General features: G+C 70.5%; 21 protein-coding genes. 6 read left to right on the forward strand and 15 right to left on the reverse strand.

Annotation, left to right across the window (positions count from 1 at the left end; translation table 11 throughout):
* Positions 1-65 precede the first annotated feature (65 nt).
* Both D3273_RS09880 and D3273_RS09885 read right to left on the reverse strand, forming a co-directional pair.
* On the reverse strand, positions 66-434 hold the full coding sequence (locus D3273_RS09880) for a hypothetical protein (protein WP_129225979.1): 369 nt from the start codon (positions 432-434) through the stop codon (positions 66-68).
* A 93-nt stretch (positions 435-527) separates the two neighbouring features.
* Positions 528-1,430: an SDR family oxidoreductase gene (locus D3273_RS09885; RefSeq protein ID WP_129225981.1), complete on the reverse strand. Its 903-nt coding sequence runs from the start codon at positions 1,428-1,430 to the stop codon at positions 528-530.
* A gap of 178 nt (positions 1,431-1,608) precedes the next feature.
* Between D3273_RS09885 and D3273_RS09890 the strand changes: the two genes are divergently transcribed.
* The 3 genes from D3273_RS09890 (at position 1,609) to D3273_RS09900 (ending at position 7,328) form a co-directional block, all read left to right on the forward strand.
* Entirely contained in the window at positions 1,609-3,645 is a 2,037-nt protein-coding gene (locus tag D3273_RS09890; protein WP_129225984.1) for an SDR family NAD(P)-dependent oxidoreductase, read from the forward strand.
* Between the two features lie 118 nt (positions 3,646-3,763).
* Positions 3,764-4,189, forward strand: a complete 426-nt coding sequence (locus tag D3273_RS09895) for a GtrA family protein (RefSeq protein ID WP_129225987.1) — start codon at positions 3,764-3,766, stop codon at positions 4,187-4,189.
* A gap of 61 nt (positions 4,190-4,250) precedes the next feature.
* On the forward strand, positions 4,251-7,328 hold the full coding sequence (locus D3273_RS09900; RefSeq protein ID WP_129225990.1) for a rhamnosyltransferase WsaF family glycosyltransferase: 3,078 nt from the start codon (positions 4,251-4,253) through the stop codon (positions 7,326-7,328).
* Between the two features lie 112 nt (positions 7,329-7,440).
* On the opposite strand, the gene D3273_RS09905 is transcribed toward D3273_RS09900, so the two are convergent.
* Positions 7,441-8,316 (reverse strand): peptidylprolyl isomerase, encoded by an 876-nt coding sequence (locus D3273_RS09905; RefSeq protein ID WP_129225993.1) that lies wholly within the window; start codon positions 8,314-8,316, stop codon positions 7,441-7,443.
* A 303-nt stretch (positions 8,317-8,619) separates the two neighbouring features.
* Between D3273_RS09905 and secA the strand changes: the two genes are divergently transcribed.
* Positions 8,620-11,448 (forward strand): preprotein translocase subunit SecA, encoded by a 2,829-nt coding sequence (gene secA, locus D3273_RS09910; RefSeq protein WP_129225996.1) that lies wholly within the window; start codon positions 8,620-8,622, stop codon positions 11,446-11,448.
* A gap of 132 nt (positions 11,449-11,580) precedes the next feature.
* Here secA and D3273_RS09915 read toward each other — a convergent pair whose 3' ends face one another.
* From D3273_RS09915 to D3273_RS09945, 7 genes are all read right to left on the reverse strand, one after another.
* Positions 11,581-11,991, reverse strand: coding sequence for a hypothetical protein (locus tag D3273_RS09915; RefSeq protein WP_129225999.1), 411 nt, complete (start codon positions 11,989-11,991; stop codon positions 11,581-11,583).
* Positions 11,992-12,072: 81 nt separating this feature from the next.
* Positions 12,073-13,731 carry a choline dehydrogenase gene (gene betA / locus D3273_RS09920; protein WP_129226001.1) on the reverse strand — a complete coding sequence of 553 codons (1,659 nt, stop codon included), beginning with the start codon at positions 13,729-13,731 and terminating at the stop codon, positions 12,073-12,075.
* A gap of 105 nt (positions 13,732-13,836) precedes the next feature.
* The gene (locus tag D3273_RS09925; protein WP_129226003.1) at positions 13,837-14,943 is read right to left on the reverse strand and encodes a GlxA family transcriptional regulator; all 1,107 of its coding nucleotides are present in this window, start codon (positions 14,941-14,943) and stop codon (positions 13,837-13,839) included.
* Positions 14,944-15,207: 264 nt separating this feature from the next.
* Positions 15,208-15,873 carry a TenA family protein gene (locus D3273_RS09930; RefSeq protein WP_129226006.1) on the reverse strand — a complete coding sequence of 222 codons (666 nt, stop codon included), beginning with the start codon at positions 15,871-15,873 and terminating at the stop codon, positions 15,208-15,210.
* Between the two features lie 144 nt (positions 15,874-16,017).
* Entirely contained in the window at positions 16,018-17,361 is a 1,344-nt protein-coding gene (locus D3273_RS09935; RefSeq protein WP_129226009.1) for an 8-oxoguanine deaminase, read from the reverse strand.
* Positions 17,358-17,840 (reverse strand): nucleoside deaminase, encoded by a 483-nt coding sequence (locus D3273_RS09940; protein ID WP_129226012.1) that lies wholly within the window; start codon positions 17,838-17,840, stop codon positions 17,358-17,360. Before D3273_RS09940 ends, D3273_RS09935 begins: the two co-directional genes overlap by 4 nt.
* Before the next feature lie 87 nt (positions 17,841-17,927).
* Positions 17,928-18,368 carry a VOC family protein gene (locus D3273_RS09945; protein WP_129226015.1) on the reverse strand — a complete coding sequence of 147 codons (441 nt, stop codon included), beginning with the start codon at positions 18,366-18,368 and terminating at the stop codon, positions 17,928-17,930.
* 180 nt (positions 18,369-18,548) lie between these two features.
* Between D3273_RS09945 and D3273_RS09950 the strand changes: the two genes are divergently transcribed.
* Entirely contained in the window at positions 18,549-19,139 is a 591-nt protein-coding gene (locus D3273_RS09950) for a hypothetical protein (RefSeq protein ID WP_129226018.1), read from the forward strand.
* Positions 19,140-19,152: 13 nt separating this feature from the next.
* Here D3273_RS09950 and D3273_RS09955 read toward each other — a convergent pair whose 3' ends face one another.
* Together D3273_RS09955 and D3273_RS09960 are read right to left on the reverse strand one after the other, a co-directional pair.
* Entirely contained in the window at positions 19,153-19,896 is a 744-nt protein-coding gene (locus tag D3273_RS09955) for a tRNA1(Val) (adenine(37)-N6)-methyltransferase (RefSeq protein WP_245501092.1), read from the reverse strand.
* Positions 19,889-20,113 (reverse strand): putative signal transducing protein, encoded by a 225-nt coding sequence (locus D3273_RS09960; RefSeq protein WP_129226024.1) that lies wholly within the window; start codon positions 20,111-20,113, stop codon positions 19,889-19,891. Before D3273_RS09960 ends, D3273_RS09955 begins: the two co-directional genes overlap by 8 nt.
* 146 nt (positions 20,114-20,259) lie before the next feature.
* On the opposite strand from D3273_RS09960, the gene D3273_RS09965 reads away from it, so the two are divergent.
* Entirely contained in the window at positions 20,260-21,273 is a 1,014-nt protein-coding gene (locus tag D3273_RS09965; protein WP_129226027.1) for a polyprenyl synthetase family protein, read from the forward strand.
* A 119-nt stretch (positions 21,274-21,392) separates the two neighbouring features.
* On the opposite strand, the gene D3273_RS09970 is transcribed toward D3273_RS09965, so the two are convergent.
* The 3 genes from D3273_RS09970 to D3273_RS09980 are packed head-to-tail and all read right to left on the reverse strand — an operon-like array spanning position 21,393 to position 26,237.
* Positions 21,393-22,949 (reverse strand): SpoVR family protein, encoded by a 1,557-nt coding sequence (locus D3273_RS09970; RefSeq protein ID WP_129226030.1) that lies wholly within the window; start codon positions 22,947-22,949, stop codon positions 21,393-21,395.
* A complete protein-coding gene (locus D3273_RS09975; RefSeq protein WP_129226033.1) occupies positions 22,946-24,274 on the reverse strand; it encodes a YeaH/YhbH family protein in 1,329 nt (442 codons plus the stop codon). Before D3273_RS09975 ends, D3273_RS09970 begins: the two co-directional genes overlap by 4 nt.
* A 25-nt stretch (positions 24,275-24,299) precedes the next feature.
* On the reverse strand, positions 24,300-26,237 hold the full coding sequence (locus D3273_RS09980; RefSeq protein ID WP_129226035.1) for a PrkA family serine protein kinase: 1,938 nt from the start codon (positions 26,235-26,237) through the stop codon (positions 24,300-24,302).
* Positions 26,238-26,254 lie beyond the last annotated feature (17 nt).

The following is a 26,254-nucleotide window of genomic DNA, read 5'->3' on the forward strand; positions in this document are numbered from 1 at the left end:
CCTTCATCTGGACCGCCTCAGCCGCCAGCGTCATGGCCAAGCTCAGGGTGCATCAAACGAATGACTCAGAGCACTAGGGCGAGGTAAAGCACCGCAATCGATAGGTAGCCTGTGCCGTCTGCGAGCCACAGGTCGAGCAGAAACACGGCGCGGGCCGTCGCGATCCGATGCTCGTTATGCTGCGCCACGAGGTCGGCAAAGCCGAAGCGGCCGGCCTGTATATCGTTGATCCTGCGCACAAACTCCCATTGATCGTAGAACGGAACGGGGCGGCTCAAGTGATAGCCGAGGGAGAGGGAGGTCACAATCAGAACGGCGCTGACGAGCGCGCAGAAACACAGTACGGCGGCGCGCCAGGATCGCACGCCATAGATCGATCTTGCCGACACTTCGGATGCACCCATTCCGATCGGGGCGACCCCGTCGACCTTCAACCGTTCCTTTGCAGTCGTGAGCCCACGACTGTCAACGCTCGCCTGGGCGGACCACCTCAAACGTGTCCGGCGTGGCGTGCGCGGCAAGCCCGGTCAGCCCGTCCAGCGCGGCGGCTGGAAGCCTCGCGGCGCGTAGCCGAGCACATCCAGGCCCTCCGCCACGTCGAAGACGAGGTCCTGGTTCATGCGGGCGAAGACGGCGCTGCCGAAGCCCGTTTCGCGCAGGATGCCCACCCGCGCCGCGGCGCCGAAGGCGAAGCGCAGCAGCGGCACCGGCAGGACGACGAAGCGGGGTTTCAGGCCCTGGCTGGCGAACACGCGCTCCGCCATCGCCCGGTAGGTCAGGACCTCGCCGCCCGCGATGTCGAAGGCGCGGTCCGCCGCGCGGGGCTCGTCCAACGCCCCCAGGATGGCCTTGGCGATGTCGTCGACGTGGATGGGCTGGCGCAGGCCCGAGGAGGGCCGCGCGATCGGCAGCACGCGGGCGCGGCGGACGAGCCGGATCATGCGGGCGACGTTGCGGTCCCCGCGGCCGTCGTAGACCAGCGTCGGGCGCAGCACCGTCCATGTCGCGCCGTGGCGGCCGCACCAATCCGCGAGGGTCGCTTCGGCGCGCCCGAGCTTGCGGGCGGTGGCGCGGTCCTTCGGGTCGTCGCTGTCGGCCTTGGAATGCAGGCTCGTCGACCCGATGGCGACGACCGACCGCGCGCCGCGCAGCCGGTCGAGCGACGTGGCGAGCAGCGCCAAGGGCAGCACGCTGACCACGGCCGCGCCGGGCGGGACCGTCCAGGGCGCGTCCGCCTCGAAGTCGACCCGGGCGAAAGCGACGCCCGGCGGGAGCGCGACGTCGCGGCGCGCCACCGCGAGGGTTTCGACCCCGGCCGCCGCCAGGCGGGGCAGGAGGCGGCCCGCGATCAGGTTGCTCGCGCCCAGCACCACCACGGGGCCGCGCGGCGGCGGCTTCGCCGGGGTCGTCGTGTCGCCGTCCACCGCCATCCGCCCCCGCTCCCCGCGCCGCCGGGGCGGCACGAACCCCGCCGGTTTAACCCCCGCCCCTCCGCCGTGTCACCCCGGGCCGCCGCGAACACGGGGTGCTTTCGGCGGCGAGTTCCGCTAAACCGGCCGCCGACGATCGACGCCCCGGCACGGACCGGGGGTTCGGTGAAGGGGATCGATGACGAACCAACGTGACACGCCGGCCCTGTCGCAGTTCCTGAAGCGCGGCATCATCATCGCCCACGACCTCGTGGCGACGGCGCTGAGCTTCGGCGGGTGCCTGATCCTGCGCTACCAGTTCTGGCAGCTGGCGCCCATGTCCGACGAGATCGTCTGGATCATGCCGTTCTTCGTGGCGCTGGCCGCGGTCGTCTACCGCGTGTTCCCGCTCTACGCGTCGAAGTGGCGCTTCGCGTCCCTGCCCGACCTGTTCAACATCTTCAAGGCCGCGAGCCTGCTCGCCATCATCATGCTGGTCGGCGACTACGTGCTGCTGGCGCGCGGGCTCACCCCCTGGCTGATGTTCGGCGAGAAGACGGTGGCGATCTATTGGCTGCTGCAGATGTTCCTGCTCGGCGGCCCCCGCCTGGCCTACCGCTACCTGAAATACGTGCAGTCGCGCCGCGCCGGCGACCGCGAAAGCGCCAGTTCCGTCGTCATCCTGGGCCGCGCCACCGAGGCCGAGGTCGTGCTGCGCGCGCTCGAAACGGGCCTGCGCCGCCGCTTCGTGGCCCGCGCCATCCTGTCGCCCCAGCGCACCGACTACGGCACGTCCATCCGCAACGTGCCGGTGCTCGGCAACTACGCCGAACTCGAACGCGTGGTGGCCGAAGCGCAGGACGGCAACCAGCCCATCGCCCGCATCATCGTGGCGCCGAACGAGTTCGTGCCCGAAACGGAATCCGAGCTCCTGCTCGCCACCGCGAACCGCCTCGGCATCCCGCTGTCGCGCATGCAGACGATCGAGGAAGGCGCCAGCGTCGCCGCCGCCTTGAAGCCGGTCAACATCGAGGACCTGCTGTTCCGCCCCAGTGTCGAGGTGGACCGGGCCATGCTGGCCGACCTGCTCGCCGGCAAGCGCGCCATCGTGACGGGCGGCGGCGGCTCGATCGGCTCGGAGATCTGCGCCCGGCTGATCGCCTTCGGCATCTCGGACCTGCTGATCCTCGACCATTCGGAGCCGGCCCTCTATAACATCCTCGAAAGCCTCGCGCCGCTGTGCACCGGCGCCGTGCAGCTCGCGGGCAAGATCGCCGACGTCCGCGACCGCGAGCGCATCTTCACGCTCTTCCGGGACTTCAAGCCAGACCTCGTGTTCCACGCCGCGGCGCTGAAGCAGGTGCCCTTCCTCGAGGTCGACTGGACGGAAGCGATCAAGACCAACGTCTTCGGCTCGGTGAACATCGCCGACGCGGCGGCCGGAACCGCGGCCGCCGCGGTGCTGATCTCGACCGACAAGGCCGTCGACCCCGTGTCGATCCTGGGCGCCACCAAGCGCTTCTGCGAGATCTACGCCCAATTGCTCGACGCCGAGGCCGCCGCCACGCTGAAACCCGTGCGGCTCCTGTCGGTGCGCTTCGGCAACGTGCTGGGCTCCGTCGGCTCGGTGGTGCCGCGCTTCAAGGCGCAGATCGAGCGCGGCGGGCCCGTCACGGTCACGCATCCCGACATGGTGCGCTACTTCATGACCGTCCGGGAAGCCTGCGACCTCGTGCTCACGGCGTCGGCCCACGCGCTCGGCCGCAAGAACGCCAACAGCGAGCGCGCTTCCGTCTACGTGCTGAAGATGGGCCAGCCCGCCCGCATCGTCGACCTCGCCACGCGCATGATCCGCATGGCGGGGTTCGAGCCCGGCCGCGACATGGAGATCGTGTTCACCGGCGTGCGCAAGGGCGAGCGGCTCAACGAATACCTGTTCACCGGCGACGAACCCGTGCTCGACATCGGCGTCGACGGCGTCACGGCGGCCCGCACGGTCGGCTACGACCGCGCCCGGATCGCGCGCTGGCTCGACACGCTGGCGGGGTCCATCGCGTCGGGCAGCCGCGCCGATGCCGACCGGGTCTTCGCCGAAGCGATCCCGTCCTTCGCCAAGCTGCTGCGCGAGCGCGCCGGCGGCGTGGTGGTCGACCTCCAGGCCGCGCGGGCGCTGGGGCCCGAACGGCCCCCCCTGCCCGACGGCGAAGCCGGACTCGCCGGGGCGGCACGGACATGACACGGTCTCGCCACCACGGGCCGGGACGCTGTTGCGGACCGGCAACCTTTTTGCAAGCATCGCGTGCGATCGTGTCGCGCGAGCCCGGGACCGTCCGGGAGATGACGGGAGCTGCCCCATGAACCGCACGTCGCTGGCCCGGCGCCTCCGCCGCCCCGAAACGCGCCGCTTCGTCGCCTTCCTGCTGACCGGCGGGCTCGCCGCCGCCGTCAACGTCGCCAGCCGGGTGGTGTTCGACCTCGTCATGCCTTACGGCGCCGCCGTCGCGGTGGCCTACCTGGTCGGCATGACGACGGCCTTCTTCCTGGCCCGCCTGTTCGTCTTCGAAGCCTCGGGCCGCAGCCTGCACGTCGAATACGGCCGCTTCGCCCTCGTCAACGTCGCCGCGCTGGTCCAGGTGCTCGCCGTCAGCCTGGGCCTCGCCGAGCTGGCCTTCCCGGCCCTCGGCCTGTCCTGGCATGCCGAGCTCATCGCCCATGTGATCGGCGTGCTGAGCCCCGTCGTGGTCAGCTACCAGGGCCACAAGCGCTTCTCCTTCGCTTGACGCCCCGCCCGGCGTCGGCTTTCTGCCCGCTTCCGACAGCGACGGGGCAGGCCTGGGCACGATGACGAAGAACGACGGCGGGTCCGGAGCGCGCCCCATCCCCCTGCTCGCCCGCCTGCTGTCCGGGCTCTTCGGCGACGCCGACCGGCGCGCGCTGCGCCTCGAAGCGCGCCGCCTCGCCGATGCCGGCCTGATCGCCCCGCGCTTCTACCGCGCCGCCCGGCCCGGGCTGCGCGGTCCCGCCGCCGAGCACTACCTCCGCCACGGGCACGGCGCCGGGCACGACCCCCACCCCGCCATCTCGGCGCGCGCCCTGGCGGCCCTGTTCCCGGACGGCGGCGGCCCGAACCCGCTCGCGCTGTTCCTCGACCGGGCCGAAGCGCAGGACGCCGCGCTGCCCGACGCGCTGCGCTGCGCCGTCGAGCCGCTGCCGGACGCGATCCACACGGGGCTCGGCACGGCGGTGTTCGTGCGGGGCTGGGCCTATGCGCCGCGCGGCCGCATCCGCTTCCTCGACGTGACGGTGGGCGAGGCGCGCACACCCGTGGCGGACCATTCGCAGCCCCGCGCCGACGTGCTCGACGCCGAGCTCGAACACGACCCCGAGGGCAACAGCTTCTTCAGCGGCTTCGAGGCCGTGGTTCCCCTGCCCGCGGTGGCAGGGCCCGAGGACCGCGAGGTCCGCCTGAGGCTCGTCACCCGCGACGGCGCCGTGCTGGAGCGGGCCATCGGCACGATGACGCTGCTGCCCGGCGACGGCCGCTCGCCCGTCCCGGTCGTGTGGTCCGGCCGGGATACGGGCGACGGCCCGCGCGTCGCCATCTGCATGGCGACCCACAACCCGCCGCTCGACCTCTTCGCCGCGCAGGTCGCGTCCATCAAGGCGCAGACGCACCGCAACTGGATCTGCATCGTGTCGGACGACGCATCGCCCGACGTCGCGCTCCGGCGCATGGCGCCGATGCTCGACGACCCGCGGTTCGTGTTCCTGCGCAACCCGGACCGGCTCGACTTCTACGGCAACTTCGAGCGCGCCCTGCGGGCGGTGCCGCCCGACGCCGACATGGTGGCGCTGAGCGACCAAGACGACCGCTGGCACCCCGACAAGATCGCCACCCTGCTGGGCGCCATGGACGACGAGGCCCAGCTCGCCTATGCGGACGTCCGCATCGTCGACGGCGAAGGCCGCGCCCGCTCCGACACGTTCTGGGACGCGCGGCGCAACAACTTCACCAGCCTGCCGAGCCTGCTGTCGGCCAACACCGTGATGGGCGCCGCCAGCCTGTTCCGCGCCTCGCTGCTGCGGCAGATCCTGCCCTTCCCCGAGCGGCTCGGCGCCGCCTACCACGACCACTGGATCGGGCTGAACGCGCTCGCGGCCGGCGCCATCCGCTACGTCGACCGCCCGCTGCACGACTACGTGCAGCACGGCGGCAACGTCATCGGCCACAAGCGCGACGCCGACGCGCCGGGGCTCGCCGAGGCGGGCCGGGCGGTGGCGTCCGCCCTGCGGCGGCGCGGGCCCGTCGGCCAGGTGCTGCGCGACATCGTCGCCCGCGCCACGGTCGACCGCCAGTCGCTCGTGGCGCAGAAGGCCGTGCTGGCGCGCGTGCTCCTCCTGCGCCACCCCGGCGCGCGGCCCGGCGTCCGCCGCGTGCTGGAGCGGATGAGCGGGCTGACGCGCCTCGCCCCCGCGCTGCGCGAGCGCCTGCTGGCCGCCGTGGAGAAGCGCCCCACGCTGAACCACGAGGGCCACTTCCTGCGCGCCGTGCTGGTGTCCCGCGGGCGCCAGGCGGCCTACCGCGCCCTGCGCGGGCCGCAGATGAAGCGCATCCGGCGGCGGCGCATGGTGCACGGCATGCGCCACCTCCTGGCGAGCGGCGACGCCGCGGGGCGGATCGACTTCCGCCATTCGGGCCACGGCCGCGACATCCCCGCCATGAGCTTCGGCCATATCGGCTGGATCTTCCACAACGTGTCGCCGCTGACGCTGCGCCCGTCGCCCGACGAGCCGAAGCGCGTCAACCTGCTGCTGGCGACGATCAACTTCGACGTGCTGTTCGGCGGCTACATCGGCATGTTCAACTTGGCGCTCAGGCTCGGCCGGGACGGGCACGCGGTCCGCATCGTGCTCCTCGACGAGACGGACGTGAACCTCGCCGACTGGCGGGCCCGCATCGCCCGGTACCCCGGCCTCGGCCACCTCTTCGACGCCGTGGAGGTCGCCTACCGCCACGACCGCGCGATTCCGCTCGCCGTGTCGCCGGACGACCGCTTCGTGGCGACGAGCGGGTGGAGCGCCCACGTGGCCCACAAGGCGACGGCCGCGCTGGGCCAGGGGCGCTTCGTGTTCCTGATCCAGGAGTTCGAACCCTTCTTCGGCCCCATGAACACCAACACGGCGCTGCTGCGGCAGGCCTACGACTTCCCGCAGTTCGGGCTGTTCTCGACCGCCCTGCTGCGCGACTATTTCCGGGACAACCGCATCGGGCTGTTCGAGGCCGAGGGCGGCGACGAGCGCGCCGCGGTCTTCTCCAACGCCATCCAGCGCTTCGCGCCGACGCGGGCGCAGCTCGAGCGGCGCGGCCGCCGCATCCTGTTCTACGCGCGCCCGGAGGACCACGCGGCGCGCAACATGTTCGAGATGGGCATCGCCGCGCTGGTGGCGCTGTTCTCCGACCCGGCGGTCGTGGCGGCGGGCTGGACGGCGCACGGCATCGGCTCCATCGCGACGGCCGACCGGCTGGAGCTCGTGCCCGGCACCTTCCTGACGATGGTGCCGAAGACCAGCCTTCAGGGCTACATCGACATGCTGCCGGGCTTCGACGTCGGCCTGTCGCTGATGCTGACCCCGCACCCGAGCCTCGTGCCGCTGGAGATGGCGGCGGCGGGGCTGCCCACCGTCACCAACACCTTCGCCAACAAGACCGAGGCGGCGCTCCGCGCCATCTCGCCGAACCTCATCGGCGTGAAGCCGACGCTGGACGGCATCGTGGACGGGTTGCGCGCCGCTATCGCGCGGGTCGACGACGTGGACGCGCGGCTCGCAGGCGCGGGGGTCATGACGTGGCCGACCGATTGGGACGAGGCCTTCCCGGCGGACGCGATGGAGCGGGTGAACGCGGTCCTGACGGAGTGAGGCCGGGTCCGGCCGCGCAGGCCGGGCCCGACGTTTCGAGCCTGGGCGGCGCCCGAGCGATGCCGCCTTCGTTTCTCCCGGGGCCTGGGCGACCGGAGCCGCCCCGCCGTCGTCAGGGCTTCGGGGCGGGGGCGGCCGGGGCGGGCGCCGCCGGGGCGGGCGCGGGGACCGGGGTCATGCGGTCGATCTTGGCGGCCTCGCGCAGCTTGGTGATGTCGTCGCTCTGCGCCTTCTGGGCGACGTAGCGGGCCACCTGGTCCTTGACCTGGTCGAAGGGCGGGAAGGCCTTCTCGCGCTTGCCCTCGACCTTGATGACGTGCCAGCCGAACTCGCTCTTCACGGGGTCGGACACCTGGCCCGGCTCCATCTTGAAGGCCGCGGCGGCGAATTCTGGCACCATCTTGTCCTTGGTGAACCAGCCGAGGTCGCCGCCCTGGGAACCCGGGTCCTTCGACACTTCGTCGGCCACCTTGGCGAAGTCCTCGCCCTTCTTCACGCGCTCCAGCGCCGCCTTGGCTTCGGCCTCGGTCGGCACCAGGATGTGGCGGGCGTGGATCTCGGTCTCGGGCGGCTGCGCCTTGGCGGCGTCGTCGTAGACCTTCTTCTCGGCGTCGGGCGTCACGGCCGTCTTGGCGATGTTGCCGAGCAGGGTCTCCATGAGGACCTTGTCGTGGTAGTAGGCCATCTTCTTGGCGAAGTCGGGGTCTTCGCCGAGCTTCTGCTGGGTCGCCTGCCCGGCGGCCAGCTTCAGGTCGATCAGGTAGTCGACCACGTAGGCTTCGCGCTGCTGGCCCTGGAGCTGCTGGGGCAGCGACGGGCCGAGGTCGGCGGCCGCGATCCGGACGTCATCGTCGGTGATGTCGGAGCCGTTGACGGTGGCGAGCGTCTTGGCGGCGGCAGCCGTGACCGTCGCCGAGCCGACCAGGGCGGTGGCGGCGAGCATCGCGGCCGCCAGCAGGCGCAGCGGGGCGTCGTATCGTTTCAACATGGGAAGGGTCCTCGAAACACCGGTGAACGCGGGAGATGGAGGTCGCCACCGGTTCGGGCAACGCCTGCCCGCCCCGGGCCCGTCGAGCCTCGACCCGCGATTGACAGGCTTTGGGCCGGCTCATATCCGTCCCGGGGATCCAAAGCCACCGCTTTCTCGGGGGCCCCCTCCGCGCGTTGCGGCGCCCCCCGGCGCGCCTTACATGCGCGGGTGCCGCCACGATCGTGCTAAAGAAGCGCGGACTGACGGAAGGTTCAGCCGCGCGCATCCGATGGCGCGCGGCCCAGACAGGGTTTTCGACGGATGCTCGGCTCGCTCGCAAGCAAGATTTTCGGCACGGCCAACGGGCGTCGGTTGAAGTCCTACGTCCCCAAGGTCGCCGCCATCAATGCCCTGGAGCCCGAGGTCGCCGCCCTGTCGGACGAGCGGCTGGCCGCCCGCACGGCCGAGTTCCGCGAGCAGCTCGCGGCCGGCAAGAGCCTCGACGACCTGCTCGTGCCCGCCTTCGCGACCGTGCGGGAGGCCGCCAAGCGCGTGCTCGGGCAGCGCCACTTCGACGTGCAGCTGATCGGCGGCATGGTGCTGCACGAGGGCGGCATCTCCGAGATGCGCACCGGCGAAGGCAAGACCCTGGTGGCCACGCTGGCCTGCTACCTCAACGCACTGCCGGGCAAGGGCGTGCACGTCGTCACCGTCAACGACTACCTCGCCCGCCGCGACGCCGAATGGATGGGGCGCGTCTACAACTTCCTCGGCCTCGGCTACGGCGTCATCGTCCACGGCCTCGACGACGCCGAGCGCAAGGCCTCCTACGCGGCCGACATCACCTACGGCACCAACAACGAGTTCGGCTTCGACTACCTCCGTGACAACATGAAATACGAGCTGGAGCAGATGTGCCAGCGCGGCCACGCCTACGCGATCGTCGACGAGGTCGACTCGATCCTCATCGACGAGGCCCGCACGCCGCTGATCATCTCCGGCCCGTCGGAGGACAAGTCCGACCTCTACAACGCGATCGACAAGTTCATCCCGCGCCTCGTCAAGGAGGATTTCGAGGTCGACGAGAAGCAGCGCACCGCCAACCTCACCGAAGCCGGCAACGAGCATATCGAGGCCATGCTGGGGGAAGCGGGGCTGCTGACCGAGGGCTCGCTCTACGAGGCCGCCAATTCCACCCTGGTGCACCACGTCCAGCAGGCGCTGAAGGCGCACAAGCTGTTCACGCTCGACAAGGACTACATCGTCCGCAACGGCGAGCTCGTCATCATCGACGAGTTTTCCGGCCGCATGATGCCGGGCCGCCGCTATTCGGAAGGGCTGCACCAGGCGCTCGAGGCCAAGGAAGGCGTGCAGGTCCAGCCCGAGAACGTCACGCTGGCGTCCATCACCTTCCAGAACTACTTCCGCCTCTACAAGAAGCTCGCCGGCATGACCGGCACGGCCTCGACCGAGGCGGACGAGTTCGCCGAAATCTACAAGCTCGAAGTGGTCGAGATCCCGACCAACCGCCCCGTGTCGCGGCTGGACGAGCACGACGAGGTGTACCGGTCGCCGGCCGAGAAGCTGAAGGCCATCGTCAAGGAGATCGAGACCGCCAGCGCCACCATGCAGCCCATGCTGGTCGGCACGACTTCGATCGAGAAGTCCGAGCAGCTCGGCGAGATGATGACGGCCGCGGGCTTCACCCGCATCGACTTCTCGGACCCCGCGGCGGCCTTGAAGGGGCTCTACGCGGCGGCCCGGACCGGCACGCCGTCGAAGCTCTTCGCCATCCTCAACGCCCGCTTCCACGAGCAGGAAGCCACCATCGTGGCCGAGGCCGGCGTGCCCGGCGCCATCACGATCGCCACCAACATGGCGGGCCGCGGCACCGACATCAAGCTCGGCGGCTCCGACGACATGCGCGTCGCGACCGAATGCGCCGGCCTCGAGCCGGGCCCCGAGCGCGACGCGAAGGAAGCGGAGATCCGCGCCGAGGTGGCGGCCTTCAAGGAGAAGGCGATCGCGGCCGGCGGCCTCTACATCGTCGGCACCGAGCGCCACGAGAGCCGCCGCATCGACAACCAGCTCCGCGGCCGCTCCGGCCGCCAGGGCGACAAGGGCCGCTCCAAGTTCTTCCTGTCGCTGCAGGACGACCTGATGCGGATCTTCGGCTCCGACCGCATGGACATGGTGCTGAAGCGGCTCGGCCTGCAGGAGGACGAGGCCATCGTCCATCCCTGGATCAACAAGGCGCTGGAGAAGGCGCAGCAGAAGGTCGAAGCCCGCAACTTCGACATGCGCAAGAACGTGCTGAAGTACGACGACGTGATGAACGACCAGCGCCGCGTCGTGTTCGAGCAGCGCCGCGACATGATGGGCCAGGACTCGCTGGAGGAGATGATCGGCGAGATGCGCCAGGGCGTCGTCGACGACCTCGTGGCCCGCTTCATGCCGCACGACGCCTACCCCGAGGCCTGGGACATCGCGGGGCTGAAGGCGGCGCTGAAGGACGGGCTCAACATGGAGCCGCCCGTCGAGGACTGGGCCAAGGAGGAGGGCATCGCCGACGAGGAGATGCGCGAGCGCCTCCACGCGGCGGCCGACGCAGTCTTCGCGTCCCGCGTCGAGAAGAACGGCGCGGAGCTCAGCCGCTACGTCGAGAAGCAGATCGTCCTGCAGGTGCTCGACCACCTGTGGCGCGAGCACCTCGTGACGCTGGACCACCTGCGGCAGGTGATCGGCTGGCGCGGCGTGGCGCAGCGCGATCCCTTGAACGAGTACAAGTCCGAAGCCTTCGAGATGTTCGACGGCCTCATCACCCGGCTGCGCGAGATCGTCACCGCCCAGATCATGCGCGTCGAGGTGGCCTACGAGCAGCCGATGGTGGGCGGCGACCTGCCCCCCATGTTCGCCACCCACCAGGACCCGCTGACGGGCGACGACGACGTGGCCATCGCCGACATGAACGCGCGGCTGGCCGCGGGCGATTTCGACACCGGCGGCGCCCTGCTGTCGACGCTGGAGCGCACCGAACCCACGACGCGCGACCCTGCGGACCCCGAAAGCTGGGGCAAGGTCAGCCGCAACGAGAGCTGCCCCTGCGGCTCTGGCAAGAAGTACAAGCACTGCCACGGCGTGCTGGCGTGATCGCGGTTCTGTCTCCACCCCTGCCTGGGGTGGAGATGGCCTGAATGGAAGTCTCTTCCGGGAGGAGGGGGAGAACGGCGAACCGTTTCGCCTCGGGGTTGGACTCCGTCGGGAAACGCGACACTCGGGAGTTCATGTGGCCTCAAATGGCCTCGCGACGAGCCAGAACACGATGCCTGCACCGCAGCCACAGAAGAAGGCCGGGATCGCCGTCTCCCACAAGACCCCTAGCGCCTCAGAAACGCGACCCGAGCCGATCAGAACGATCGTCGAGATGAAGGTCCACGGAAGGCTCGCGACCAAGGAACCCACGAGTGCCGAGGTGATGAGCTTGGATCTCCTGGACTTCTTGAAGATGAAATATGCCGGCACTCCCAGCATGATGGCCGGTGGGTAGCCTCCGACCATCAGCGGAGCGACGAACGTGAAGATGTTGCCCCTGTCGTAGGGCACTGCATTGACATGATCGCTGATGGCCGCCCCTGCGGTGAACAGGGCTGCGCCCGCCGCCGGTGCCAGCAGAAAAGCGATGAAGACCCGCATGGCCGCGCTCCCAACACCGTCGGGTCCCGCTCCACCCGGCTCGAAGTCGATTTGAACCCCAGGGAGGATAGGTCCCCGGTCTCACCGCTGCGCCGTCTCCCACCCTTCCGCGCGGAAGAACGGCAGGTTCGAGGGCGGCAGCGGTCGCATCCCGCGGATGTGGTCCGACGCCTTCTCGGCCAGCATGATGGTGGGCGCGTTGAGGTTGCCCGTGGTGATGGTCGGGAACACCGATGAATCCGCCACGCGCAGCCCTTCGACGCCGATCACCCGCGCGTCCGGCCCCACCACGGCGTGCGGATCGGTGTCCGCCCCCATGCGGCAGGTCGAGCAGGGGTGATAGGCGCTCTCGACGTGGCGGCGGATGAAGGCGTCGATGGCCTCGTCGCCCGTCGCGTCGGCGCCGGGCGAGATCTCCTCGCCGCGGTAGGGCGCGAAGGCGTCCTGGGCGAAGATCTCGCGCGTCAGCCGCACGGCGGCGCGCATCTCCGTCCAGTCGTCGGGATGGCTCATGTAGTTGAAGCGGATCTCCGGCGCGTCACCGGCCTCGGCCGAGCGCAGCGACACGCGGCCCCGGCTCTTCGAGCGCATCGGCCCGACATGGGCCTGATACCCGTGCTGCTCGGCCAGGTCCTTGCCGTTGTAGGAGATGGCGGCCGGGAGGAAGTGGTACTGCAGGTCCGGCCATTCCACGCCCGGGCGCGAGCGGATGAAGCCGCAGCTTTCGAAGTGGTTGGTGGCGCCGAGCCCGTCGCGCTTCACGAGCCAGCGGGCGCCGATCTTCGCCTGCCTCAGCCGGCCGAGCGCGCCGTAGAGGGTGATAGGCTCGCGGCAGGCCACCTGGAAATAGAACTCGAGGTGGTCGGTGAGGTTGCCGCCGACGCCGGGCCGGTCGGCCACGACCGGGATGCCGTGCTCGGCGAGATGCGCGCCCGGCCCGATGCCGGACAGCATGAGGAGTTGCGGCGAGTTGATGGCCCCTCCGGCGAGCACCACCTCGCGCCGCGCCCGGGCTTCGACGCGATGCGCCGCGATGCGGCCGGCGAGCCCGACGGCACGCCGCCCCTCGAACAGCACCCGCTCGGCGAGGCAACCCGTCCACACGGTCAGGTTCGGCCTCGCGCGCGCGCGGTCGAGATAGGCGCGGGCGGCGCTCCAGCGCACCCCGTCGTGCACCGTACGGTCCATCCGCCCGAAGCCCTCCTGCTGGAAGCCGTTGACGTCCTCCGTCACGGGGTAGCCGGCCTGGCGCCCCGCTTCCACGAAGGCGCCGTAGAGCGGGTTGGCGAGCGGCCCGTAGCTCGTGTGCAAGGGGCCGTCCGAGCCGCGGTAGCCGTCCCCGCCCTCCTCCCGCGCTTCCGCGCGCTTGAAGTAGGGCAGCACGTCGGCATAGGCCCAGCCCCGCGCGCCGGCCCGGTCCCAGCTCTCGAAGTCCATGGCGTTGCCGCGGATGTAGACCATGCCGTTGATCGACGAGGAACCGCCGATCACCCGCCCGCGCGGGCAGGTGATGCGCCGGCCGTCGAGGTGCGGCTCGGGCTCGGACCGGTAGTTCCAGTTCGCCCGCTCGATGTTCATCGCCAGGGCGAGGGCGCTCGGCATGCGGATGAGGGGCGACCAATCGTTGCCGCCGCTTTCGACCAGCAGCACGGAAGCGGAGCCGTCTTCCGTCAGGCGGTCGGCCAGGACGCATCCGGCGGAACCCGCGCCGACGATGACGTAGTCGAAGTCTGTGGACACGGTGCGGGCCCCGCTCAGGATGGAGGGCGGACGAGGGTTCGCCCCTGCGATCCCGACCCATAGCCCGTCGGGACCGAACCGTCTGTCGGGAAGCCGACGCTCCCTTCAGCGGTGGGGGCGCCGTTCCTGCGACGGGGTCCGGTCGAAGTGCTCGGAATAGCATTTCGAGAAATGCGACGCCGACACGAAGCCGCAGGCCAGGCCGATGGACAGGATCGGCATGGAGGTCTGCAGCAGGAGCTGGCGGGCCCGGACGAGGCGCAGGCCGAGGTAGTAGCGGGTCGGCACCTGGCCGATGTATTTGCGGAACAGCCGCTCCAGCTGCCGCGTCGACAGGCCGGCGCCCTCCGCGAGGTCGACGCAGGACAGCGGCTGCTCGATGCAGCGCTCCATCTCGGCCACCACGCTGATGAGCTTGGGATGCGCGACGCCGAGCCGCGAGCGCAGCTCCATGCGCTGGCGCTCGTCGCCGTCGCGCATGCGGTGGTGGATGAGCTGGTCGGTGACGCCGGACGCCACCTCCTGGCCGAGCTGGCGGGCGATCAGCGCCAGCATCATGTCGATGGCGGCTGTCCCGCCCGCGCAGGTGAAGCGCGTGCGGTCGATCTCGAACAGCTCCTCGGTGAGGTCGATCTCCGGGAACTGCTCGCGCAGGGAATCCTGGTTCTCCCAATGGACCGTGCAGCGGTGGTCGTCGAGGAGCCCGGCCTTGGCCAGCACGTAGGTGCCGGTGCAGACGGCGCCGACCGGCACGCCGCGCGACGCGACGCCCCGGAGCCGGGCGATCATGTCCCGATGGTCGAAGGTTTGCACGTCGAGGCCGGAGCAGACCACGGCCGCGGTGGCGCCGCCGAGGTCGGCGAAGCTGCCCCCGACGGCGATCTCGACGCCGTTCGAGGCCGCGACGGGCCGCCCGTCGACCGACAGCACGCGCCACGAGAAGGTGTCGTGCCCCTCGATGCGGTTGGCGAGGCGCAGCGGCTCGACCGCCGACGAGAAGGCGATCATCGAGAAGGACGGCACGAGCAGGAAGGCCACGGAAGTGATGTCCGCCAGGGCGCGGGCTCGCCCGGCCTCGCCGGGCCGGCCGCCCTCGTCGGCGCCGCGGCGGCGGCGGGCCGAAGCGGAGGCCGGGAGCGAGCCCGGGGCCGGGGGGCGGGCGCGCCCCGTCTTCAAAGCGAGGTCGCCGGCGTCCGCTTTGCTGATGGACATGTCGAAGGACCGATCATGCAGCCTGAGAAAGGGCGTCCACGGGGACGAGCGCTCCGGTCCGGCGTCCGCCAGCCGCCCTGGCCAGCGTCGCAACCGAAGCCCTCATGCCCGCGGGACCCGGACAGCGGGCCGGGATCCCGGCTGGGCCGGATCGGCGCCGCGACTCCGTCGGAGCGAGGATGGCCCAGGCCCGACGAATGTCAAACGAGCAAGAGGCTTGCCAGCCGTCTCCGCCGCGCCCGACGGAAGCTTCGGCCGCCGGCATCAGGCGGGCCAGCGCTCGCGCCGGTGGGCCGAGTCCCAGAACATCCATTCGAGCTGCATGGCCCGGGTGAAGGCGGCGTGCATGGCCTGCAGTTCCGCCGGCGACGCGGCGGCGGCCAGGGCGTCCGTGGTGGCGATCATGGCGTCCACGGCGGCGGCGAAGTCGTCGCCCGCGTAGGTGTCGATCCAGGCGCGGTAGGGGTTGGCGGGCGCCGCCCGGCCGTGGATGAAGGTGCCGACCTCGCGGTACACCCAGAAGCAGGGCAGCAGCGCCGCAGCGACCACGGGCAAGGGCTCGCGGAACGCCGTGGCGAGCAGGAAGGACGTGTAGTGGTGGCAGGCCGGCGACATCGGCCTCGCCGCCACCGTGGCGGCGTCGAGGCCGAAGCGGCCGAAATAGTCCTCGTGCAGGCCGCGCTCGACCACCACCGCTTCGCGGGCCGCGCCGGCGAAGAGCACGATGCCGTCGGGGTCGTCGGACTTCGCCGCCGCGACCGCCAGCGCCTGGCCGAACGCGATCAGATATTTGGCGTCCTGGACGATGTAGTGGCGGAACGCTTCGAGCGGCAGGCGGCCCTCGGCCAGCTCCGCGTTGAAGGGCATCGACAGGGTCGCGTCGTAGAGGGCGAGGTTGCGGGACCAGGCGTCGGCGGAGAAGGCGGGCATCGGCTTTCCGGTTCTTGGGCCCTCCCCCCGCGACGGGGAGACGGCGTTCGGCAGGTCGGAGGAAGGACGGGGGCGCCCCCGCCCCTCCTCCGACCGGGCGTCGCCCCGCCATCTTCCCCCGCGGCGCGGGAGAAGGGAAGCGCGTCATGCGAAGCGCTTCGCCGCCTGGCGCTGGTCGGCGATCATCTTCGCGAGGTCGAGCCCGACGGGCTGGCCGTCCTCGACGCGCCAGCGCCCGCCCACCATCACGCGGTCGGCGCGGTGGGCGTTGCACAGGACCAGCGCCGCGATGGGGTCGTGCGCCCCGGCGAAGCGCGTCTCGTCGAGGGTGAAGAGCGCGAGGTCGGCCTGGAGGCCGGGCGCGATCCGCCCGATGTCGTCGCGCCCGAGGCAGCGGGCGGAGCCTTCCGTTCCCCAGCGGATGACGTCGCGGTGCGTGACCTTGTCGGCGCCGTAGCGCAGGCGGCCGATCATCAGCGCCTGGCGCAGCGCTTCCATCATGTTGGATGCGTCGTTGGACGCCGATCCGTCGACCCCGAGCCCCACCTTGGCGCCGGCGGCTTCCAGTTCCACCGTGCGGCAGATGCCGGACGCCAGCACCATGTTGGACGCCGCGCAGTGGCACACGCCGACGCCGTGCCGGCCGAGCCGCTCGACCTCGCCGTCGTCGAAGTGGATGCCGTGCGCCACCCAGGTGCGGGGCACCAGCCAGCCGTTGCGTTCGAGGAGGTCGACGGGCCGGCAGCCGTAGCGGGCCTCGCAGAAGCGCGTCTCGTCGGCGGTTTCGGCGAGATGGGTGTGCAGCGCGCAATCGTGGCGCTCGGCCATCGCGGCCGTTTCGCGCATCAGCCGCTCCGTCACGGTGAAGGGCGAGCAGGGCGCGAGCCCGATGCGGATGTCCGCCCCCGGCGCGGGGTCGTGGAACAGGTTCAGCACGCGCTCGCTGTCGCGCAGGATCGCGTCCTCGTCCTGCACGACGGCGTCGGGCGGCAGGCCGCCGTCCTTCTCGGACAGGTTCATCGAGCCGCGCGTCACCGTCATGCGCAGGCCGACCTCGCGCGCCGCCTCGACCTCGATGTCGACGGCCCGCTCCAGCCCGGCGGGGTACAGGTAGTGGTGGTCGGCCGCCGTGGTGCAGCCCGACATCAGCAGCTCGACCAGGGCGATGCGAACGGCCGAGCGCAGGTCGTCCGGCGTCAGCCGCGCCCACAGCGGGTAGAGCGCCTGCAGCCACGGGAACAGCGGCTTGTTGATCGCGGCCGGATGGGCCCGCGTCAGCGTCTGGTAGAAGTGGTGGTGGGTGTTGACGAGGCCCGGGAGCACCACGTGCCGCGACGCGTCGAAGACGGAACAGGGCGCCGCCGGCTCCGCGCCCGCGGGGACGAGCTCGGCGATCGTGCGCCCTTCGACGACGAGGCCCCGCTCGGCCCCTTCCCCGAAGACCGCGATCGGGTCCTTGATCCAGAGGCGGCCGGGAGCCGGGCTCAATAGCTCACCTTGTCGGCCTTGGCCGCCCAGGCGCCGAACGTGGCCTCGGCTTCGGGGGTGGGGAGGTGGCGCGTCGGCAACGAGCGCGCGAGCGGCGGCTTCGGCACCTCGTCGTAGAGGAAAGCGTCGTCGAAGCCGATGGCGGCGGCCTGGTCGCGCGTGTTGGCGTAGACGAGCCGGCCGATGCGCGCCCAATAGATGGCGGACAGGCACATCGGGCAGGGTTCGCAGCTGGAATACAGGGTGGCGCCGGCGAGCGAGAAGTCGTCCACGGCCGCGCAGGCGCGGCGGATGGCGGTGACCTCGGCGTGGGCGGTCGGGTCCTTGGCGGAGGTCACGGCGTTCCAGCCCTCTGCCAGCACGGCGCCGTCCCGCACGATCACCGCCCCGAAGGGCCCGCCGTGGCCGGCCTCCATGCGGGAGCGCGACAGCGCCACCGCCTGGGCCAGGTATCGCGCGTCATCGTCGTCCGTCGTCATCGCTGATCTCCTCCCCGCCACCGTCGCCCGAACCGGGCGGCGGCGCAATCGCGGGGCGGAATCGGGGCGAGGCAGGCCGGCGTCGGCTCACCACTCCCCGGTGTTCTTCATCGAGGTCCAGGGCTCCGCCGGCTCCTTCGGGCCGCCCTTCTGCAGCAGTTCCAGCGAGATGCCGTCCGGCGTGCGGACGAAGGCCATGTGGCCGTCGCGGGGCGGACGGTTGATCGTCACGCCGGCGTCCATCAGCTTGCCGCAGAGCGCGTAGATGTCGTCGACCTCGTAGGCCAGGTGGCCGAAGTTGCGGCCCCCTTTGTACTCCTCCGGATCCCAGTTGTGGGTCAGCTCGACCAGCGGCGCCTTGTCGGCGCGGCCGCGCTCGACGTCGTCGGATGCCGCGAGGAACACCAGGGTGAAGCGGCCCTTCTCGTTGTCGATACGGCGCGTTTCGGTCATGCCGAGCAGCGTTTCGAAGAAGTGCAGCGTCTTGTCGAGGTCGGTGACGCGGATCATCGTGTGCAGGTAGCGCATGGGCGTGGCCTTGGGTTGGACCGTGGGATCGCGGTCCGGGAACGCCGACCCGCCGCGAAAGGTGCCGCGGCGGTGAACCGCCGGTGAAGCGCCGGCTCAGGCCGCATTCAGCCGGTGGGCGCCACGCTGCGAACGAGCATGCGGTCCGGCCTCGGGGGCCGGCCGTCCAGGGAGTTCGCCATGGCATCCTTCGTCACTTCCACCCGGGGCGCCTTCAAGGCGGCCCTGACGGCCGGCGCCGTCGCCCTCACGGTCGCGGGGGCCACCCTCGCCACCGCGGCGCCCGCGGAAGCCTTCGTCCGCCACGGGGGCGGGTTCGGCGGCTTCCACCACGGGGGCTTCCATCGCGGCGGCTTCCACCGCGGCGGCTACGGGTTCGGCCGGCCCTTCGGCGGCTACGGCGTGCGGCGGGGCGTCGTCGGCTATCGCGGTTTCGGCTTGCGCCGCTTCGCCTACGGGGTCGGCCTGCCCTTCGGCGGCTACGGCTTCCGCCGCTGCGCCATCGGGCGCCATCTCGTGCCGGGCCTCGGCTGCCGCCTGAACGCCGCCTACGGCTACCGCGGCTTCGGCTATCGCCCCTACGGCTACGGGGTGCGCCGCATCGTGCGGCCCGTGTTCGGCTACGGCGTCGGCCGCTTCGGCTACGGTGTCGGCCGGCCCTTCGGCGGCGGTCGCCACGGCTTCCGTCACGCCGGCTTCGGCAGGTTCGGGCACGCAGGCTTCGGCCACCGCGGCGGGTTCGGCCACGGCGGCCACGTCCGCCACCGCTGAGCGGGCCGCGCCGTCACACCGCCACGAGGGCGTCGCCGCGATGGATCGCCTCGGCCTCGGCGGTGAAGGCGCCGTCGGGGCCGTGGAGGACGAGCGGCGCCGCGAAGCGCAGCGGCGCCCGGCTGCCCTTGACCCCGGCGAGGAGGATGCGGACGGCGTCCGCGCCGTCCCGCGGCAGCACGGGGCGGATCGCGACGCCCCCGAGCCGCCCCTCGCAGGCGGCGAGGAGCGCCGGCAGGGCGTCGGGACGGTGGATCATCACGAGCCGCCCCTTGGGGGCCAGCAGCGCCGCCGCGGCGGCGAGCCAGTCCCCGTGCCCGCGCGGCCCGGCCACGTGGGCGGCGGCGCGGGCCGGGTTCGGCGACGGGCGGACCGCGCCCGCGTCGAAGAACGGCGGGTTGGTGAGCACCAGCGACGCCGCTTCGGGGCGGAGCGCCGCGGGCCGGTGGAGCGCGCGGGCGAACAGGTCCGCTTCCACCACCGCGACCCGGTCCCCCACCCCGTTCAGAGCCGCATTGCGGCGCGCCAGCTCCGCCGCCGCGCTGTCGGCTTCGAGCAGCAGGCCGGACGCGCCGGGGCACCGCAGCGCCACGGCCAGCCCGGCGGTGCCGACCCCGGCGCCGACGTCGACGAAGCTGTCGCCCGCCGCGAGCGCCGACGCCGCGGCGAGCAGCACCGCGTCGGTGCCGGCGCGGTGGCCCGCCGGGGGCTGGAACAGCGACAGCCGCCCGCCCAGCAGGCGATCCGGCTCACACACGCCGCAGTTCCTCGCCGAAGCCCGCATCGACGAGCAGGCGCCGGGCGCGGGACGCGGCGTCGCGCTCCACCATGATGCGGCGCGCCAGGAAGCCCGACGAGCCCTCGATGACGCTCATGTGCTGGTCGGCGACGAAATAAGCGATGTGCGACTCGTCCAGGATCGAGGACACCACCGAGATCAGGACGATGTCGTTGGTGCGCATGATCTCGATCATCGGGGGCGCGGTCTCGATCTGGCCGGATGCCGCGCTGCGGGAACATCCTCCCGCCGGCTGCTTTATCCGCGCCGATAAGGCGTGTTGCGGCAGGGCCACCCCGGCCTTATGGTCCGCGCGCGCATCAGTGACAAGGAAGTGTGCCTTTGGGCGTGGTGATCCCCCTCGGTGAAACGGCCCAAGAGGCCGGCATCGGAAAGCTCTGGTCCCTCGTCCGGGCCGACATGGAACGGGTGAACCAGGCCATCGTGGCCCGGACCGGGTCCGACGTCGCCATGATCCCCGAGGTCGCCAACCACCTCATCGAGTCGGGCGGCAAGCGCCTGCGCCCGATGATGACGCTCGCCGCCGCGGGCCTGTGCGGCTACGCGGGCGACGGCCACGTCAAGCTCGCCGCGTCCGTCGAGTTCATGCACACCGCGACGCTGCTGCACGACGACGTCGTCGACCAGAGCGACATGCGCCGCGGCAAGCTCGCCGCCCGCATGCTGTGGGGCAACGAGGCGTCCGTGCTGGTGGGCGACTTCCTGCTCGGCCAGGCCTTCCGCATGATGGTCGAGGTCGGGTCCCTGCCCTGCCTGTCCGTCCTGGCCGACGCCGCGGCGGTGATCGCCGAGGGCGAGGTGATGCAGATCTCCGCCGCCAAGGACACCGCCACCACAGAGGACGACTACGTCGCGGTGATCCGCGCCAAGACGGCCGCGCTTTTCGCCGCCGCCTGCGAGGTCGGGCCGATCCTGGCCGGGCGCCCCAAGGCCGAGATGGCGGCCTGCCGCGCCTACGGCACCAACCTCGGCATCGCGTTCCAGCTCATCGACGACGCGCTGGACTACGGCGGGTCGAGCTCGGCGCTGGGCAAGAACGTCGGCGACGACTTCCGCGAGGGCAAGATCACGCTCCCCGTGGTGCTGTCCTTCCGCCGGGGCTCCCCCGAGGAGCGCGGCTTCTGGAGCCGGACGCTGGAGAAGGGCGAGATCGCCGAGGGCGACCTCGAGACCGCCATCGCGACGATGCGGCGCCACCGCGCCATCGAGGACACGATCGAGCGGGCGCGGCACTACGGCGCCATGGCGCGCGACGCGCTGGAGCTGTTCCCCGCCTCGGACCACAAGGCGGCGCTGCTCGACGTGGTGGAGTTCTGCGTCAGGCGCGCGAACTGAACCGGGGTTCCGAAGGACGTGCCCTTCGGCCGATCTCAGGACGACAATCCGAGGGCCATCGATCGATGTTCAGGGCTCTGCCCTGAAACCCGCCAAAGGCCGAAGGCCTTTGGAAACCATCACCCTCCCTGCAGGAAGTTCGCGCGCGCGCTGGCGCTGTGCTCCTTCACCACCTTGCCGGCCGCGGCGTCGACCTCCTTCAGGTGCACGTCGTAGCCCCACAGGTCGGCCAGGTGCTGCAGCACCTCGCGGGTTTCGCGCTCGCTCATCAGCACGCCGTTCAGCACGTTGTGCTGCAGCATCAGCCGCCGGTCGCCCGCGAGGTCGACGTCGACCACCTGGATGTCCGGGTCCTGCCAGGCGACGTCGTAGTGCCGCGACAGAGCGCGCCGCAGGCCCCGGTAGCCGCGCTCGTCGTGGATCGCCGCGACCTTCAGGTCCTTCTTCGGGTCGCCCCCGTCCTGAACGTGGAACAGCTTCCACCGCCGCATCAGCGCCGGGCTGAGGAACTGCGACACGAAGCTCTCGTCGCGGTAGTTGGCCCACACGTCGGCCAGCACCGCGGCGGGGTCTCCCCGCCCCGCGATGTCGGGGAACCATTCCCGGTCCTCGTCCTCCGGTTTCGTCACGATGCGCTCGATGTCCTGCATCATGGCGAAGCCGAGCGCGTAGGGGTTGATGCCGCCGAACCGCTTGTCGTCGTATTCGGGCTGCATCACCACATTGGTGTGGGAGCCCAGGAACTCGAGGTAGGACCCTTCCGTGATCTGCCCCGTCTCGTAGAGCTTGCCCATGATCTGGTAGTGGCAGTAGGTCGCGCAGCCCTCGTTCATCAGCTTGGTCTGCCCCTGCGGGTAGAAATACTGGGCGATGAGGCGGACGATGCGGATGATCTCGCGCTGCCAGGGGGCCAGGCGCGGCGCGGTCTTCTCCACGAAGTACAGGATGTTTTCCTGCGGCAGCTCCAGCAGCGCCTTGCGGCGGTCGTCGCTGAGGTTGCCAGGCTTGTTCTTCTCCTTCTCGGGCACGGTGCGCCACAGGTCGTTGAACATCTGCTCCTGGTGTTCGCGCCGGTCCCGCTCGCGGCGCTGCTCGGAGGCGAGGTCCGGCTTGCGCTTGCGCGGATAGCGATGGACGCCGTGGCTCTGCAGCGCGTGGGCGGCGTCGAGCACCCGCTCGACGGCGACGTGGCCGTAGCGCTCCTCGCAGTCGGCGATGAAGCTCTTGGCGAAATCGAGGTAGCCGACGATGCTTTCGGCCTGCGTCCATTGCTTGAACAGATAGTTGTTCTTGAAGAAATGGTTGTGCCCGAACGCCGCGTGGGCGATCACCAGCGTCTGCATCGTGGCGGAGTTCTCCTCCATGATGTAGCTGATGCAGGGGTTGGAGTTGATGACGATCTCGTAGGCGAGGCCGCGCAGGCCCTTGCGGTATCCGGCCTCGTGGTGGGCGAAGCTCTTGCCGAAGCTCCAATGGCCGTAGAACAGCGGCATGCCGACGGACGAATAGGCGTCGAGCATCTGCTCGGTGGTGATGATCTCGATCTGGTTCGGGTAGGTCTTGAGGCCGAGTTCGCCGTGCGCGATGGCTTCGCAGGCGTCATTGATCCGCTGCAGCGTCTCGTAGGTCCAGTCCGCGCCCTCGAACAGCAGCGGGCTCCCGCTCATGGAATTCATGCCGAAGCTCCCCTGGCGGTCGCGCCGCCGGCTGCGCCCTTCTCCTTGCGTTCGAAGAGCTTGCGGAACACGGGATAGATTTCGGCGCGGTGGCGCACCTTGCACATGGCGAAGTCGGCGCCCGATTTCGCCACCGCCTCGTAGGTCCGCCACAGCTCCGTTTGGCGCTGCACGAAGCCCATGTGCGGCGTCTCGTTCTCGCGCCCGACCTCGAGGTAGGCGAAATACTGGCACAGCGGCAGCACCCCGTCGCGCAGCGTGGTGGCGGTGCGCTCGGTGTCGCCCGACGAGTTGTCGCCGTCCGAGGCCTGGGCCGTGTAGATGTTCCAGTCGCCGGGCGGATAGCGCGCCTCCACCACGCGGATCATCTCGTCGAGCGCCGAGGACACCACCGTGCCGCCCGTTTCGGGCGAGGAGAAGAACGTGTCCTCGTCCACTTCCCGGGCTTCGTGGGTGTGGCGGATGAAGACGATGTCGACGTTCTTGTAGCGGCGCTTCAGGAAGATGTAGAGCAGCGAGAAGAACCGCTTCGCGAGGTCCTTCATGTGCTCGGTCATCGAGGCCGAGGTGTCCATCAGGCAGAACATGACCGCCTGCGCGACGGGTTTCGGCACCGGGTTGAAGCGCCGGTAGCGGATGTCGATCGGGTCGACGAAGGACACCCGCCGCGTCCGCTCCACGAGGTGCGCGAGCTCGGCCCGCAGCGCGTCGAGGCGGCCGGGGTCGAGGCCGGATTCGGCCAGGGCCTCGACCTCGGCCTCCAGCGCCCGCACGTCCTCGCCCTTGGGGCGCTTCAGGGCGATGCGCCGCGACAGCGAATTGCGCATCGTGCGGGTGAGCGACATGTTGGCGGGCGAGCCGGCGGTGGAATATCCCGCCCGGCTCAGCGACTGGGATTCCGCCGTCGCCAGCTTCTTCTTGGCGAGGTCGGGCAGTTCGAGGTCGTCGAAGAACAGGTCGAGGTATTCTTCGCGCGACAGGACGAAGCGGAAGTCGTCCTCGCCCGAGCCGTCCTCGGCGCCCTCGTTGCCGCGGCCGCCCCCGCCGGACGGGTCGCGCGGGATGGTGTCGCCCTCGACGAACCTCTTGTTGCCGGGGAAGAGCCCTTCGCGCACCCCGCCCTTGGAGGAGCGGCGCAGGCGGGGCTCGCGGACGCCGTCGACCGGGATGGACACTTCCCCGCCCTGGTCGAGGTCCTTGATGGACCGGTCCTTCGAGGAGTTCCTCACCGCCTGCCGCACCAGGGTCTTGGCGCGGCGCAGGAAGCGCTGCCGGTTGGCGAGGCTCTTGCCGCTCCCGTTGAGGCGGCGGTCGACGATATGCATGGGGCCTCGCTCGATCGTTGCTCGCTCAACCGGCCTTCTTGTGGCGCATGTACCATTCGACGAGGCGCCGCACCTGGCGCTCGGTGTAGCCCCGCTCGACCATGCGCTGGACGAACTCGCCGTGCTTCTTCTCGGTGTCGCTGTCGCGCTTGGACGTGAAGCTGATCACCGGCAGCAGTTCCTCGACCTGGGAGAACATGCGACGCTCGATCACGTCCCGCAGCTTCTCGTAGGAGGTCCAGGACGGGTTGCGGCCGGAATTGTGGGCCCGGGCGCGCAGCGAGAACTTCACCACCTCGTTGCGGAAGTCCTTCGGGTTGGCGATGCCGGCGGGCTTCTCGATCTTGGTCAGCTCCTGGTTCAGGAGCTCGCGGTTGAGGAGCTGCCCGGTGTCGGGGTCCTTGAAGTCCTGGTCCTCGATCCAGGCGTCGGCATAGTCGACGTAGCGGTCGAACAGGTTCTGGCCGTAGTCGTGGTAGGATTCGAGATAGGCCTTCTGGATCTCGTGGCCGATGAACTCGGCATAGCGCGGGGCGAGGTCGGCCTTGATGAACTCGCGGTAGCGCTTCTCGACGTCGTCGGGGAGCTGCTCGCGGCGGATCGACTGTTCCAGCACGTACATGAGGTGGACGGGGTCGGCGACGACCTCGGTGGTGTCGTGGTTGAAGGTGGCCGCCAGCACCTTGAAGGCGAAGCGGGTCGAGATGCCGTCCATCCCCTCGTCGACGCCCGCCGCGTCCTTGTATTCCTGCATGGAGCGGGCGCGGGGGTCGACCTCGCGCAGGCTTTCGCCGTCGTAGACGCGCATCTTCGAATAGGTGTTCGAGTTCTCGTGCTCGCGCAGCCGCGACAGCACGGAGAAGCGCGCCAGCATGTCGAGCGTGCCCGGCGCGCAGGGCGCGTCCGCCAGTTCGGAGGTGCGGATCAGCTTGTCGTAGATCGACTTCTCCTCCGACACGCGCAGGCAGTACGGCACCTTGATGACGTAGATGCGGTCGATGAAGGCTTCGTTGTTCTTGTTCTGCCGGAAGGTCTGCCACTCGGCCTCGTTCGAGTGGGCCATGATGATGCCGGTGAAGGGGATCGCGCCGATGTTCTCGGTGCCGACGTAGTTGCCCTCCTGCGTGGCGGTGAGCAGCGGGTGCAGCATCTTGATCGGCGCCTTGAACATCTCGACGAACTCGAGCATGCCCTGGTTGGCGCGGTTGAGGCCGCCCGAATAGCTGTAGGCGTCGGGGTCGGCCTGCGACAGCGATTCCAGCTTGCGGATGTCCACCTTGCCGACGAGGGACGAGATGTCCTGGTTGTTCTCGTCGCCGGGCTCGGTCTTGGACAGCGCGATCTGGCGCAGCCGCGACGGGTTGATCTTGACGACCTTGAACTTCGAGACGTCCCCGTTGAACTCGTCGAGGCGCTTCAGCGCCCAGGGGCTCATCAGGCCGGTGAGGCGACGGCGCGGGATGCCGTAGCGGTCCTCGATCTGCTCGCCCATCGTGTCGGGATCGAAGAGGCCGAGCGGGCTTTCGAACACCGGGCTGAGCTCGCTGCCGGCCTTGAGCACGTAGACGGGATGGTGCTCGATCAGCGCCTTCAACCGCTCGGCGAGCGAGGACTTGCCGCCGCCGACGGGCCCCAGCAGGTAGAGGATCTGCTTGCGCTCCTCCAGGCCCTGCGCGGCGTGGCGGAAGAAGGACACGATGCGCTCGATCGTTTCCTCCATGCCGTAGAATTCGGAGAAGGCGGGGTAGAGCCGCACGGTGCGGTTCATGAAGATGCGGCCGAGGCGCGGGTCCTTGGCGGTGTCCACCATCTCGGCGGCGCCGATGGCGGCCAGGATGCGCTCCGGCGCGCTGGCGTACATCATCGGGTCGGAGCGGCAGCCCTGCAGGTAGTCGGCGAGCGACATGTCGGCCGCCCGTCGGGCGTCGTAGGACCGCGCGAAGCTCGTGAACAGGTCGTCCATCAAAGGGCCCTCTCATC

It is taken from the genome of Lichenibacterium minor (assembly GCF_004137685.1).
Classification (GTDB): Bacteria; Pseudomonadota; Alphaproteobacteria; order Rhizobiales; family Beijerinckiaceae; genus Lichenihabitans; species Lichenihabitans minor.